The organism is Sphingomonas sp. (assembly GCF_032114135.1).
GTDB lineage: Bacteria > Pseudomonadota > Alphaproteobacteria > Sphingomonadales > Sphingomonadaceae > Sphingomonas.
In genome coordinates, this window is the sequence record NZ_DAMCTA010000001.1 from 1,510,886 (window position 1) to 1,525,271 (window position 14,386).

Sequence of the window (14,386 nt, forward strand, 5' to 3'; positions counted from 1 at the left end):
CATGGTACATGGGTCTCACGAAGGATTCGGCATGCGGCGCATGATCCTGCTCCCGACGATGGTTTCGGTGCTGGCGCTGGTCACCGCGTGCAGCGGCGGTGGTGGTAGCGGCGGCGGCGGCGTGGCAGGCACCCCCGCCGCACCCCAGCCGACGCCGGACACGACCCCCGCCCCGGGTGGCTCGCCCACACCGACCCCGGTGCCGAGTCCCTCTCCGTCCCCGACACCGGCGCCAACTCCTGCGCCGACCCCGACGCCGACTCCTGCGCCGACCCCGACCCCGACCCCGACGCCGACTCCTGCGCCGACGCCGACTCCCGCGCCGACGCCGACGCCGACGCCAACCCCCGCGCCGACCCCGACGCCGACCCCCGCGCCGACCCCGACGCCGACTCCCGCGCCGACCCCGACGCCGACGCCGACGCCCACGCCAACCCCGACGCCCACCCCCACTCCGACGCCGACTCCCGCGCCAACCCCGACGCCAACCCCAACGCCCACGCCAACCCCGACGCCGACTACCCCGCAGATCAACGCCTCGCTGCTCTCGCTCACGCAGAGCGAAAGCTTCGACAACGATGCGACCGGCTTCACGGGCACGTTCTACGCCGATGCGCGCGCCTGTGGCTGCCTGGCCGACACGCGCTCCCTGACGATCCGCTTCGATGCGGGGACGCGCGGCTATACCGTCAGCGACGGCGTCAACAGCGAGACCTTCCTGCCGGGCGACATCGACACCGCGCAGTCCAACGGCGTGTTGCGGGTCTATCGCCACAGCAGCGCGAGCAGCGACTATTCGCTCACGCTCACCCTCCCCGGCACCAGCGGCGCGCTGACCTATCAATATGTCGGTGCCGGCTTCTGGCAGCGCGCGGACATCGCCGCGACGGGGGAAAGCGCCTTTCGCTTCAACGCGTTCACCTATGGCGCGGAAACCGCGGACAGCGCCCGGCCGCGCGCGGGCAATGGCGCCTACGCGGTCGACCTGGTCGGCTCGCTCGGCAACGGGGTGATCGACAGTCTGGTCGGCAGCGGCTCGCTGCAGGTCGATTTCGCCACCGGCAAGGTCGTCACCAGCGGCGAGGTCCGCCAGGTGTCCGCCACCGGCGGCGCGACGATCGCCACGTCCGCCTTTGTCGGGCTCGGCCAGATGGCGTCGAGCAGCAACGCCTTTGCCGGCATCTTCGCCTTTTCGGGCGGCGAGCTGGCCGGTACGCTCGACGGCCGCTTCTACGGCCCCGGCCGGGAGGAAGTGGGCGCGGCCTGGAGCGCCGCGAACCCGGACGGCCGCGCCGCCGCGGGCGTGCTGATCGGGCGCCAGTCGGGCGCGCAGACCGGCAATGCCAGCCTCGCCAGCCTGACCGCCAGCCAGATCTTCACCGGCGAAGCCGCGACGCTCGACGCGCGCTATGTCGATGTCAACGGCGAGCTTGCCGCACCCGGCGCCAGCGCGCAGCCGGTGACGGTCAGCTATGACGCCGCCTCGGGTACGTATGTGGTGATCTCTGGTGCGCGCTCCGGCGTGTTCCCCACCACGCAGCCGGCGGGCGCGGCGGACCAGCTGACGCTCGATGCGCTGGCCGGCATGCGCTATGTCCGCGCGGGCCGCTGGGCGACCAACACCGGCCGCGACGGCATCACCAATAGCGTGACCGACGCCTTCACCTTCGGCATGGCGACCGCCGCCGGCGACGTGCCGCGCACCGGATCGGCGAGCTATGCCGTGCGGCTGGCGGGGGCGCTCGCCGATGCGAGCCAGCCCGGGCCGCTCGCGGTCAGCGGCAGCGGCACGCTCACCACCGATTTCGCCAGCGGTGCGATCGCCACCAGCGGCACCGCCACCGCCAGTTTCACCGATGCCGCCAACGCCACGACCAGCACCACCGGCAGCTTCAGCGGATCGGCGACGCTGTCGAGCAGCGCCAACAGCTTCACGGGCAACCTCAAGCTCGCGCTGTTCGCCGGCTATAACGGCGTGCTGACCGGCCATTTCTACGGCCCGACGGCGGACGAGGTCGGGGCCGCCGCTGCGCTCACCGACGAGAATGGGGAGGCGGCCGCGGTCAGCCTGGTCGGCGGCAAGGCGAGCGGCACGCTCGCCGCGGGCCAGCTTCTCGCGCCCCCCGAGATCAGCGGCGACGCTGCCGGCGGCTATGGCGTGACTGGCCTGCCCGGACTTTCCGAAATGCTGGTGCGCCTCACCGCCGCCGATCGCGAGGCGATCACCAGCGATGTCGGCTTCGACGTCTATCGCAAGACGCTCGCCGCCGGCACGGTGCAGGCGCGTATCTACGACACCAGCAAGGGCCCGCTCGCGCTCAGCTATGCGAGCTTCGCCGAGCTCGCCTATCGCGCCAGCGACGCCGCGGCAGGCAGCGATCCGCTGCGTTGGTACCTGCCCTTCGGGCAGCGCACGACGGCGGACCAGATGCCGCGCACCGGCACCGCCAGCTATGCCGGGCAGCTGTTCGGGACCGGTACCGCGGGCGGCGCCAGCTACACCCTTGGCGGCACCAGCAGCTTCGCCGTCGACTTCGCCCGGGCGAGCGCCAGCGGCAGCCTGGCGATCACCGGGAGCGGCACGGGGGGCACGCGCGACTTCGGCAGCCTCGGCTTCGCCGGCGTGGGCATTTCGGCCAACGGCTTCACCGGCGCGCTCAGCGGGTCCGGCGGCACGGGCAGCCTCACCGGCTGGTTCTTCGGACCGCAGGCGCAGGAAATCGGTGCGCGGTTCGAAGCCGTTCAAACCCTTTCGAACGGCGACAAGGCGGTTCTCAACGGCGCGGCGCTCGCCAAGAAAGCGCCGTGAACCGCTGCATCGCCATTCCTTTCGCGCTGGCCTTGCTCGCGCCGAGCGCCGCGCTCGCCCAGCGGCCCCAGCAACGGCAGGTCTCGGCGGTCGAGCTGTTCGCGCTCGCCGCTCAGACGGACGCCGCCGGCCGCCCGGGCGAGGCGGAGACGATGTACCGCGCGCTCGCCAAGGACCCCGATAGCGAGGTCCGCGCCGAGGCGCGCTTCCGGCTCGGCCAGCTGCTAGAGAAACTCGGCCGCAAGCGCGAGGCGGCGACCACCTACCGCGCGCTGCTCGACGAGAAGCCCGGCGCCGCGCGCGTCCGGCTCGAGCTTGCCCGGCTGCTCACCCAGCTCGGCGACGAGGGCGCCGCCCGCCGCGAGCTGCGCGCCGCCCAGGCCGGCGGGCTGCCGCCGCAGGTCGCGCAGATCGTCGACCAGTTCGCAGCGGCGCTGCGCTCGCGCAAGCCCTGGGGCGCCAGCCTCGAAGTCGCGCTGGTGCCGGATACCAACGTCAACCGCGCCACCGACGCCGCGACGCTCGACACCGTGCTCGCCCCGCTTCAGCTCTCCCGCGACGCCCGCGAGCAATCGGGTGTCGGCGCGCATGCCGGCGGCCAGCTCTATGCCCGCGTGCCGATCGCGACCAACCTCTCGCTGGTCCCGCGCGTCTCCGGCCAAGGCGATTTCTACCGCCAGGGCCGCTTCAACGACGTCTCCGCCTCCGGGCTGGTCGGGCTGGAGTGGAGCCTCGGCCGCGATCGCCTGCGCCCCTCGGTCGGCGGCACCCAGCGCTGGTATGGCGGCCGCCCCTATGCCCGCACCGCCACCGCCGCGATCGACTGGCAGCACCCGCTCGGCACCAGGGCGCAGCTGACCACCAGCGCGACGATCGCCGATACCAAATATCGCGGCAACCCTTTGCAGGACGGCCTGCTGCTCAACGGCAGCCTGTCCTATGAGCGCGCCTTCTCCGCCCGCGCCGGCGGCAGCATCACCGTCTCCGCCACGCGCCAGACCGCCGAGGACCCCGGCTATGCCACCGCCTCGGGCGCGGGCAACCTGCTCGTCTGGCGCGAATTCGGCCGCACCACCATCTATGCAACCGCGGGACTGCGCCGGCTGGAGGGCGATGCGCGGCTGTTCCTGTTCCCCGAGCGCCGCAAGGACTGGAACCTCAGCCTCGGTATGGGCGCCACCTTCCGCCGCCTCCAGGTCCACGGTTTCGCGCCGCTGATCCGGCTCGACTGGGAACGCAACCAGTCGACCGTCGGCATCTACGACTTTACCCGCAAGGCCGCGACGATCGGGCTGACGCGCGCCTTCTGAATCACCTCCGGACTGCCCCGGAATGTCCCAAGGGACACGGGGGACCGCACCCTCGTTTCGATCCCCTGCCGCTATAAATCCGGAAAAGGGCACCATGCCCGTTCCAGGAGCAGGATCTTGCACCCCGAACTCACCACCCGCCTCGATTTCGTCGGCTAAACCGCGGACCAGCGCGCGATCCTCGCGAACGCGCGCGACACCATCCATGCAGCACTCGGCCCTGCGCTCGACCGGCTTTACACCCAGATCGCCGCGCATCCCGAAACGGCGAAGATGTTCTCGGGCCCCAGCCACATCACCCGGGCCAAGCAGCTCCAGGCCGACCATTGGGCGCATCTCTCCGGCGCCGCCTTCGATGCCGATTATGTCGATCGCGTGAAGCGCATCGGTGCGCGCCACGCCCAGATCGGGCTCACGCCCCAATGGTATATCGGCTCCTACGCGATCATCCTCGATTCGATGATCGAGAGCTTCGCGGCGATGGGCGGCGGCCCCCGCCTGCCCTTCGGGCGCCGCAAGGCCGATCCCCGCTTCGACCAGCTTCGCGCGATCGTCACCGCCGCGCTGATCGACCTCGAAATGTCGGTCTCGATCTATTTTGAGCAGGAGCAGGCCGGCCGCGCCCGGGCGATGGAGGCGCTGCAGGAGCGCGAAAAGGCGCTCGCGACGCTGCTGACGGCGATCAACGAGACGGTGGACGCGATCAAGACCGGCTCGCAGGAAATCGCCCAGGCCTCGGGCGATCTCGCCCGCCGCACCGAGGCCAATGCCGCCAGCCTTGCCGAGACCGCCGCCTCGGTGCAGGAAATGGACCAGCGCCTCAAGGCCACGGCGCAGAGCGCCAGCCGCACGGTGGAACGCGCCGACGGTGCCAAGGCCACCGTGGATACCGGCCGCTCGATCACCGAACAGGCGGTCGCGGCGATGGAGCGGGTGTCCGAAAGCGCCAAGGGGATCGATAACGTGATCGAGGGCCTCGACAAGATCGCCTTCCAGACCCGCGTGCTCGCGATGAACGCTGCGGTCGAAGCGGGCCGCGCCGGTGAAGCGGGCCGCGGCTTCGCGGTGGTTGCCGATCTCGTCTCGGCGCTGGCGATGCGCGCCGAGGAAGAGGCCGGCCGCGCCCGCGACCAGCTTACCGCCACCCAGGCGGACATCGTCGCCGCAGTGGGCATGGTCGAGAAGGTCGATGGCGCGCTGGCCAACATCGCCGGCGACGTCGCGACGGTGAACGAGCTGGTTTCGGGCATGGCCAGCGACAACCAGACTCAGGCGGGCGCGATCAGCGAGGTCTCCAGCACGATCGGCGAGATGGACCGCGCCACCCAGCAGAACGCCGCGATGGTCGAGCAGACCTCCGCCGCCGCACAGAATCTGGCGCGCGAAGTCGACCGGCTGGCGCGTCAGGCGACCAGCTTCCAGTCCGCTGGCGACCCCGCACCGAGCGCGGGCGCCCGCGCAACGGTGAAGGCGCTGAGCGCATTGGCGGGCGCGTCATGACGGCGGTGCGCCGCGGCTCAGTCCCCGCGTTCCAGCGCTGCATATAGCGCCATCCAGCGTGGCGTGATCGCATCCAGCCGCGCCTGATCTTCGGGCGTGAGGCGGTGGTCCACGCCGGGCTCGCCATAGGCATTCAGGATCGCGCTGCGCTGCTCGGCAAGCGCCACATAGTCTGCGGCGACGGCGTTGTTCGGCTCGGCACCCAGGATATTGGGCCGATAGTTCCGATCGTCGAACACCGCCGCGGGATCGTGCAGGAACAGGATGCGGCGCTGGCCGTGGAGCATCGGCGTCACGTCGCGCAGCCGGCCGGCGGGCGCACGCCACAGGCCGTGATGCTCGGCCTCGAAATAGCGTCCCGGCCAGTGCCAGATGATCCAGCCATAGGCGATCTCGCCCCCGGCCCGGGCCACCTGCTCGGCGGCATTGCTAAAGCAATAGGCGATGCGCGCGCCCTCGCCCGGCTCTACCGCGACATATTCCGGCAACCCGGGCGCGATCCGCGCGCAAAAGGCCAGCACGGTCTCATCGATCGCAACCGGCGTATCCGTCCCCATGATGTTGGCTTGCTCCTGGGCCCGCGGGCGTCGCGGGCGGATGCCCGCCTTAGCGAAGGGGGCGGGCCGGAACCAGCCTGTCGCGCAATACCGCGTCGCCCTCGCATCCGCCACGCCCCCACGCGCGGGCGCGGCGCGTGACGCGGGCGGGCATGTCCAGTCCCCCCGGCCTGAACATGCCCGCCCGCAGGGGCGCCGCGCTTCCCCCGAATTGCGGCGCCCTGGGAGACCTGGTGCGCCGCGAGCCCATGGCTGCGGCGCTGCGGGGCTTCTGCCACGCCGTGGACATGCCGCCATGTGACCGCCGTCACGCCCCAGCAACGAACCGCGGGCGTCAGGGCGGTCGCAACCGAGCGGGCGCGCCGGCCGATCGGGTGATTCACGCCGCGATCGGCGCGGCGGCGCGCACGCGCCACAGGGCAGGTAGCGGAGCGCGGTTGCGCTTCCTATCTCGGCTCTGGAAAACCATTCAGAACAAAGATAGAACCCTCCCCTATGGCACTCACCACGATCTCCGTCCGCGGCGCGCGCGAGCATAATCTCAAGGGCGTCGACATCGACATTCCCCGCGACACGCTGACGGTGATCACCGGGCTGTCGGGCTCGGGCAAGTCGAGCCTCGCCTTCGACACCATCTATGCCGAGGGGCAGCGCCGCTATGTCGAGTCGCTCTCGGCCTATGCGCGCCAGTTCCTCGAGCTGATGCAGAAGCCCAATGTCGAGCATATCGAGGGCCTCAGTCCCGCCATCTCGATCGAGCAGAAGACCACCAGCCGCAACCCGCGCTCGACGGTGGCGACGGTCACCGAGATCTACGACTATATGCGCCTGCTGTGGGCGCGGGTGGGCGTGCCCTACTCCCCCGCCACCGGCCTGCCGATCAGCGCGCAGACGGTGAGCCAGATGGTCGACCGCGTGCTGGCGCTGCCCGAGGGCACCCGGCTGCTGCTGCTCGCCCCCGTCGTGCGCGGGCGCAAGGGCGAGTATCGCAAGGAGCTCGCCGAGTGGCAGAAGGCCGGCTTCAGCCGCGTCCGCATCGACGGCGAGATGTACCTGATCGAGGAAGCCCCGGCGCTCGACAAGAAGTTCAAGCACGACATTGAGGTGGTGGTCGATCGCCTGGTAGTCGGTGGCGACATCGCGACGCGGCTGGCCGAAAGCTTCGAGACCGCGCTCAAGCTGGCCGAGGGGCTGGCCTATGTCGACCTGGTGGATACCACGGTCGAGGCGCTGCAGGGCAATGCGGTACGCGAGGCGCCCCAGGCGTTCCAGATCGAGGGCGCCGATCCCGCCGCTGCGGAGAGCGAGGCCCCCAAGGCGAAGAAGGGGATGAAGAACACCGGCATCCCCGACAACCGCATCGTCTTCTCCGAGAAGTTCGCCTGTCCGGTCTCCGGCTTCACCATCCCCGAGATCGAGCCGCGGCTGTTCTCGTTCAACGCCCCCCAGGGCGCCTGCCCGGCGTGCGACGGCCTCGGCGAGAAGCTTGAGTTCGACGAGGACCTCGTCGTCCCCAACCATGATCTCAGCATCAAGAAGGGCGCGGTGGTGCCCTGGGCCAAGTCCAACCCGCCCTCGCCCTATTACATGCAGGTGCTGGGCAGCCTCGCCCGCGAGTTCGGCTTCAAGCTCGACACCCCCTGGGGCGAGCTGCCCGAAACGGTGCGCCACACCATCCTCCACGGCACCGGCGGGAAGCCGGTCACCCTCACCTTCGTCGACGGCCGCAAGAGCTACGATGTCAAGAAGCCGTTCGAGGGCGTGATCGGCAACCTCAACCGCCGCATGCTGCAGACCGAAAGCGCCTGGATGCGCGAGGAGTTGGGCAAGTATCAGGCGTCGCACCCCTGCGAAGTCTGCGGCGGCGCCCGCCTCAAGCCCGAGGCGCGCGCGGTGAAGGTCGCCGGGCAGGACATCTCCTTCGCTACCCACCTCTCGGTGATCGACGCGCTGGGCTTCTTCCAGGCGCTGCCCGAGACGCTCACCCCGCAGCAGCGCGAGATCGCCCGCGCGATTCTCAAGGAGATCGACGAGCGGCTCGGCTTCCTCAACAATGTCGGGCTCGATTACCTCAACCTCGATCGCACCTCGGGCACGCTCTCGGGCGGCGAGAGCCAGCGCATCCGCCTCGCCAGCCAGATCGGCAGCGGCCTGTCGGGCGTGCTCTACGTGCTCGACGAGCCCTCGATCGGCCTCCACCAGCGCGACAACGACATGCTGCTCGCCACCCTCAAGCGCCTCCGCGACCTCGGCAACACCGTGCTCGTCGTCGAGCATGACGAGGATGCGATCCGCACCGCTGATTATGTGATCGACATGGGCCCGGGCGCCGGCGTCCATGGCGGCGAGATCGTCGCCAAGGGCACGCTCAACGAGGTGCTCGCCACCGAAGGCAGCGTCACCGCCGATTACCTCAACGGCACCCGCGAGGTCCCCCTGCCGGCCAAGCGCCGCAAGGGCAACGGCAAGAAGATCACCGTGCACAACGCCGTCGCCAACAACCTCAAGGGCGTGACGGCGAGCATCCCGCTCGGCACCTTCACCTGCATCACCGGCGTCTCCGGCTCGGGCAAGTCCAGCTTCACGCTCGACACGCTCTATGCCTCGGCCGCGCGCCAGCTCAACGGCGCGCGCGTGCTCGCCGGCAAGCACGACAAGATCACCGGCCTCGAACACTGCGACAAGGTGATCGACATCGACCAGTCGCCGATCGGCCGCACCCCGCGCTCGAACCCGGCGACCTATACCGGCGCCTTCACCAACATCCGCGACTGGTTCGCCGGCCTCCCCGAGGCGCAGGCGCGCGGCTACAAGCCCGGCCGGTTCAGCTTCAACGTCAAGGGCGGCCGGTGCGAGGCGTGCCAGGGCGACGGCGTGCTCAAGATCGAGATGCACTTCCTCCCCGACGTCTACGTCACCTGCGACGTGTGCCACGGCGCGCGCTACAATCGCGAGACGCTGGAGGTGAAGTTCAAGGGCAAGTCGATCGCCGACGTGCTCGACATGACGGTGGAAGACGCGGTCGAGTTCTTCAAGGCCGTGCCGCCGATCCGCGACCGGATGGCGATGCTCGCCGAAGTGGGCCTGGGCTATGTAAAGGTGGGCCAGCAGGCGACGACGCTGTCGGGCGGCGAGGCGCAGCGGGTGAAGCTCGCCAAGGAACTGGCGCGCCGCGCCACCGGGCAGACGCTGTACATCCTCGACGAACCGACGACGGGCCTGCACTTCGAGGACGTCCGCAAGCTGCTGGAAGTGCTCCACGCGCTGGTGGAACAGGGCAACACGGTGGTGGTGATCGAGCACAATCTCGACGTCATCAAGACCGCCGACTGGATCCTCGACCTGGGGCCGGAAGGCGGCGTGAAGGGCGGCGAGATCGTCGCCGAAGGCACGCCGGAGCAGGTGGCGAAGGTGGCGGGCAGCTATACCGGGCGGTATCTGGCGCCGTTGCTCAAGCCGCGGGGGAAGACGGCGAAGGTGGCGGCGGAGTGATCCGCTGCTAGCCCCTCCCCTTCAGGGGAGGGGGCATCATCAAGAAGATGTCTCAAAATCACGCCGAGCAGGCGCGCCAAGCAGCGCGAACCTCATAGGTCAGCCAAATAGCTCACGGCGACGCCACCCAAACTTAGAGCTGGAACGATCATGGTGCGATCGCTAGCCTCGGCAGATGACTTTCCGCCTCGACCACTTAGAAATTATAGAGGTAGTCCGTCCGATCGAAAGTGGGATGACTCAACCAGTTCTCTGTTATCTAGCAGACGACCAGCTTTATGCTGTAAAAGGTAGGCAGGCCCTACCGGCTGGTTTGATTGCGGAAGTGGTCGCGGGCTCGTTGGGGCAGCTCATGGGATTGCCTATCCCCGATTTCGCCGTTGCGGATTTTTCAAGGCAACTCGCAGATGCCAGCGCAGACGCTAATTTGCGATCGACTCTCAATATCGGATCAAATTTCGCTTCTCGGTGGCAAGAAGCGGCAGACCCTATTACAATGCCCTCATTGGGCATGCACCCACCGGCCTTGCTGGCAAAAATCTTCGTTTTCGACCACTGGGTTATGAATGGCGATAGGACTTTGAGCGAGCATGGAGGCAATCCAAATCTATTCGTAAAACTAGATACGAATGAACTGATAGTAATAGATCACAATTTGGCTTTTTCTCCAAACTACAATCCCGACGAGCTTCAATTTCATGCCTGCAGAGACGCTTGGTCTTATATGAAGAAATCAAGTGCATTTTTGTCAGAGTGCAGATATTTATTATCCCATGCCATTCAGAAATTGACACAAATATTCGTAGAACTTCCCGATGAATGGGTTGAGCGGGAATCAGAGCTGTTAATTCGAATTGACGATTCCCTGAGACGCTTTGATGGCACCGAATTTTGGGAGCAGCTGGCATGAAGCGCTACTTCCGTTATTCCGTAATTCGGTTTAGGCCGTATGCGGAGCTTGGAGAGTTCGCCAATATTGGCGTCATCGTCCTTGACATCTATGGGAATGAAATCGACTTCCGGTTAGCCCCCAAGCGCTTCTCGCGACTGCGCCACTTTTTCGATGACTCGGGATATCGCTCTTATTATGGAGCAATAGATCTCTTGCGCTTAGAGCTCGGAAGAGTCTCAGCGTATTTGCCAGACCTGAAGGAATGGAATGCGGTAGATGCTTTCCATTCCTTAGTCCGCACGCGAGAATCTAGCATTCTTTTCAGCGAACCAAGGACTGTCACCTCTGATGAGACGGTAAAGTCAATTGTCGACCGACTCTACTCCAGATTCATAAAACGCGAAACGCCGCTAGAGGACCCCGAAGTAGCACTAACGCGAGATATTCGGAGAGCACTACACCATAACGGATTGCGCCAGTTCAAGAATGTAAAGATTGACGACGACCTTGTGCCGGTATCGTTTCCCTTGGGATACAAGGGCCACGATCTCTTTGCGATAAAGCCACTCGCTTTCGATCAAAAGAGCCCAATGTCGATCGTTGACTACGGTGCGCACTGGACCAAGCGACTCAGCTATCTTCTAGACAAGCGGAAGATATCTCCTAATAATGTTCTACTTGCCCTTTCTCCTCCGCCTTCAAGCTCGGAAAAGTCTAGCCGGGAAGCCTACGCAGTTGCGAAGGCTGAACTTGAAGAACTCCCTTTAGAGGTTGTGCAAGGACAATCGGATGGAGTGATCAATCCGGTCGTTTTGGAATTTGCGAGAAACGCATCACAACGTCATTTTTGGAATTAGTTGACTTAACGAGCAAGATGAGGAGTTCTGCGGCGCAAATTAGCCCCTCGTCTTGCTCACTCCATGTGGTCCGGTGGACCCACGCCCCGCCTCCTCGTCAACCTCGCCCACTTCGGCCGGTACACGAGCGCGCGCAAAATCCTTCTTTCACTCCTTACCTTTTGCAATATCCTCCGGCCATGCCTGAGGACGACTCCGAGTTCCCGGACTCCGACTACGCGCCGCCGGGGCCGACCCCCTCGCCGGAAGCCTACGACGCATGGTTCCGCGCCAAGATCGAGAAGCGCCTGAACGCCTCCGGACCCAGCATCCCGCACGAAGTCGTCATGGTGCAGGTGCAAGCACGCCTCGACCGGCACAAAAAGTCGCAGGACTGACGCCCTCGTGCCCCACCTCCCCACCAACCCCGCCCATCTTGGCCGCGCCGCCAGCGCCACCGTCGAGCCCGAGTTCACCGGCTTCGACTGGTACGCGGCCTATACCGCCCGCCACGAAGCGGACGGCATCGAGGGCCGGCTGGTCTCGCAGTTCACCTTTTCCGAGAGCTGGGACTCGTGGGAGATGCACCCGCACGGCGCGGAACTCGTGATCTGCACCCAGGGCGCCTGCACGCTCCACCAGGAACATGCCGACGGCAGCACCGAGCGCGTGACGCTCGCCCCGGGCGACTATGCGATCAACCCGGCCGGCACCTGGCACACCGCCGATGTCGCGCCGGGCGAGCGCTGCACCGCGATCTTCATCACCCCCGGCATCGGCACCACCCACCGGCCGCGCTGAGCGCGGGGCAGCTGGACGGGGGTGGTGTCGGCAGGTCACCACACCCCCGTCGTCATCCCCGCGAAGGCGGGAATCCATTGGCGCTGATTCCGGGGTTCTTTCCGCCAAACGCACAGGCAAACGGATTCCCGCCTTCGCGGGAAGGACGATCGGCGTTGAAGGGCGGCGATCCTCCCCGCCATCTTGTCATCCCTTGCCCCACCTCCCCACAAAAAGAACAAACCCGCAACAAATCGCTTTCCTACAGCCCCCGTTCCGGCATATCTGGCGAGTCGCCTTGGACTTCCAGGAGACGCGACATGTCCGACCTCGCCGAAATCCTCCCGCCCCATCCCGATGGCGACGATCTGTTCTGCCTCGATGCGCTGATCGATCGCGGCCCCGCGCCCACGCCCGTCCGCGCGGTGCGCGCCGATGGCTGGACGGCGGAACGGCAGCGCAAGTTCCTCGAGATGCTGGCGGAGGGGCACACCATCACCAATACCTGCCTCGCGCTCGGCATGTCGGTCACCTCGGCCTATGCGCTGCGCCGCTCGGCGCGCGGGGCGGCGTTCGCGCTCGGCTGGCAGGCGGCGCTGCTGCTCGCGCGCGAGCATCTGGCTGACGCGCTGCTCGAACGCGCGGTGCATGGCAGCGTCGAGACGATCACCCGACCCGACGGCTCCACCGTCACCCGCCAGCGCCACGACAACCGGCTGGCGATGCACATGCTGACCCGGCTCGATCGGCTGGCGGACGAGGCGCACGGCCCCGCCGACCATGCCGCCGCGCGGCTCGCCGCCGCCGAGTTCGAGCAATATCTGGCGCTGGTGGAACAGGGTGGCGGCGCGGCGCGCGCCGGGCTGTTCCTCGCGCGGCGGCTGGCGGGGGATGCGGGCGACGCGGCGCCGGACGATCTCGCACCGGTCCGCACGCTCGCCCGCGCCGATGCCTGGCTGCGCGGGCGCAGCGATGCGGCCGAGGCGGTGGCGGTCGCCGATCTCGATCCGGCGCAGCGCGCGGGCTGGAGCGCCGAGCAATGGGCGCGTGCCGAGGCGGCCGGGCTGCTGGTGCTCGCGCCCGAGGCCCCGGCGGCCGAGGACGAAAAGTTGCACGCGCCTAAACTTCCGCAACTTTGCGATGGCGACAATCCCGATGGCCAGCCGGTCTGGTGGAGCAATGTGTGGAAGGACTGGCGCACCTGCTTTCCGCCCGACGACGATTTCTACGGCGAGGAGGAGCTGGAATATGGCGATCCCGATTATTCGCGCGAGCTGAGCGACCGCGAGCGCGAGGCGATCGAGGGGCCGCTCCGCATCGCCCGCGCGGCACGCCAGGCCGAGGCGGCGGCGGCGCGCGACGCCTTTTTCGCCGACGAGATCGAGGTGGTGGAGGCGCCGGCGCGAGTCGACGGGCGAGTCGCTGGGGTAGCGGCGGCGGTCGGGGGCGATTCGGGGCCACGCGGGACGCCGCCGGCGCGGCCGAAACGAGCCGCCAAGGCCGGGGCGAAACGGGCGCGCGGCAAGGCGTCGGGCGGGCTCGGCCGGGCGCAATCGGGCGGCGCGGCATTGCAATCGGGCGGCCAAGCGCGCACATAGGGGGGGCTGAAGTCGCAAATCGTTGGTCTCTGGTGCTTTGCGGCTCCGTTTTCCTTCCATCCCTGCCCTGAAGCGCGAGGTCCGCCCGCACGGGGCGCGCCGACAATGTAAGGAAAACACCATGAGCATCACTGGCACCGTCAAGTTCTTCAACGCCGACAAGGGCTATGGCTTCATCGCGCCGGATACCGGCGGCAACGACGCCTTCGTCCACATCACCGCGGTGGAGCGCGCCGGCATGATCACGCTGCAGCAGAACCAGCGCGTGACCTACGAACTGGAAGAGGATCGCCGCGGCAAGATGGCAGCGGTCAACCTCCAGGCGGCAGACTGACCTGAAGACCAAGACGGCGGCTCCATCCGGGGCCGCCGTTTTCGTTTGAACCCCTGGTGGAGACCGCGCCGATGACCGAAATCGAACTGTTCCGCGCCCGTGCCGACGAAGCCGGCAATGCCGCCGCCGGCTGCGATCTCGACAATGTCCGCGAACGCCACCTCCGCTCCCAGGCGGCCTGGGAAGCGATGGCGGTGCGCGCCGAGCGGGTTGCCAGCCAGCGCGCGCTCAACGAAGCCGAAAAGGAAGCCCGCGCCGTCGCCTTCTGAGGGCGACCG

The 14,386-nt window shown here is 67.5% G+C and carries 11 protein-coding genes and 1 pseudogene; 11 read left to right on the forward strand and 1 reads right to left on the reverse strand.

Going from position 1 to position 14,386, the window contains the following annotated elements; all coding sequences use genetic code 11:
* The first annotated feature begins 31 nt into the window (after positions 1 to 31).
* The 3 genes and pseudogenes from RT655_RS07030 to RT655_RS07040 all read left to right on the forward strand — a co-directional run.
* Positions 32 to 2,809, forward strand: coding sequence for a transferrin-binding protein-like solute binding protein (locus RT655_RS07030; RefSeq protein WP_313535766.1), 2,778 nt, complete (start codon positions 32 to 34; stop codon positions 2,807 to 2,809).
* Positions 2,806 to 4,119: a surface lipoprotein assembly modifier gene (locus RT655_RS07035; RefSeq protein WP_313535768.1), complete on the forward strand. Its 1,314-nt coding sequence runs from the start codon at positions 2,806 to 2,808 to the stop codon at positions 4,117 to 4,119. The genes RT655_RS07030 and RT655_RS07035 overlap by 4 nt, the downstream gene beginning before the upstream one ends.
* Before the next feature lie 171 nt (positions 4,120 to 4,290).
* Positions 4,291 to 5,619 (forward strand): annotated as a pseudogene (locus tag RT655_RS07040) (protoglobin domain-containing protein); the annotation flags it as partial.
* A gap of 17 nt (positions 5,620 to 5,636) precedes the next feature.
* On the opposite strand, the gene RT655_RS07045 reads toward RT655_RS07040, so the two are convergent.
* Positions 5,637 to 6,176 carry a hypothetical protein gene (locus RT655_RS07045; RefSeq protein ID WP_313535769.1) on the reverse strand — a complete coding sequence of 180 codons (540 nt, stop codon included), beginning with the start codon at positions 6,174 to 6,176 and terminating at the stop codon, positions 5,637 to 5,639.
* Positions 6,177 to 6,671: 495 nt separating this feature from the next.
* Here RT655_RS07045 and uvrA point away from each other — a divergent pair, with 495 nt between their 5' ends.
* The 8 genes from uvrA (at position 6,672) to RT655_RS07085 (ending at position 14,377) form a co-directional block, all read left to right on the forward strand.
* Positions 6,672 to 9,668, forward strand: coding sequence for an excinuclease ABC subunit UvrA (gene uvrA, locus RT655_RS07050; protein WP_313535771.1), 2,997 nt, complete (start codon positions 6,672 to 6,674; stop codon positions 9,666 to 9,668).
* 175 nt (positions 9,669 to 9,843) lie between these two features.
* On the forward strand, positions 9,844 to 10,578 hold the full coding sequence (locus RT655_RS07055; protein ID WP_313535772.1) for a HipA family kinase: 735 nt from the start codon (positions 9,844 to 9,846) through the stop codon (positions 10,576 to 10,578).
* Positions 10,575 to 11,417 (forward strand): DUF3037 domain-containing protein, encoded by an 843-nt coding sequence (locus RT655_RS07060; protein ID WP_313535773.1) that lies wholly within the window; start codon positions 10,575 to 10,577, stop codon positions 11,415 to 11,417. Before RT655_RS07055 ends, RT655_RS07060 begins: the two co-directional genes overlap by 4 nt.
* 179 nt (positions 11,418 to 11,596) lie before the next feature.
* Positions 11,597 to 11,794 (forward strand): addiction module antitoxin, encoded by a 198-nt coding sequence (locus RT655_RS07065; RefSeq protein ID WP_313535774.1) that lies wholly within the window; start codon positions 11,597 to 11,599, stop codon positions 11,792 to 11,794.
* Positions 11,795 to 11,801: 7 nt separating this feature from the next.
* Positions 11,802 to 12,197 (forward strand): cupin domain-containing protein, encoded by a 396-nt coding sequence (locus RT655_RS07070; protein ID WP_313535776.1) that lies wholly within the window; start codon positions 11,802 to 11,804, stop codon positions 12,195 to 12,197.
* Between the two features lie 299 nt (positions 12,198 to 12,496).
* Entirely contained in the window at positions 12,497 to 13,774 is a 1,278-nt protein-coding gene (locus RT655_RS07075; RefSeq protein WP_313535777.1) for a hypothetical protein, read from the forward strand.
* 121 nt (positions 13,775 to 13,895) lie between these two features.
* Positions 13,896 to 14,108: a cold-shock protein gene (locus tag RT655_RS07080; RefSeq protein WP_121074399.1), complete on the forward strand. Its 213-nt coding sequence runs from the start codon at positions 13,896 to 13,898 to the stop codon at positions 14,106 to 14,108.
* Positions 14,109 to 14,179: 71 nt separating this feature from the next.
* Complete coding sequence (locus RT655_RS07085; RefSeq protein ID WP_313535780.1) at positions 14,180 to 14,377, forward strand: hypothetical protein; 198 nt, start codon at positions 14,180 to 14,182, stop codon at positions 14,375 to 14,377.
* Positions 14,378 to 14,386: the final 9 nt, after the last annotated feature.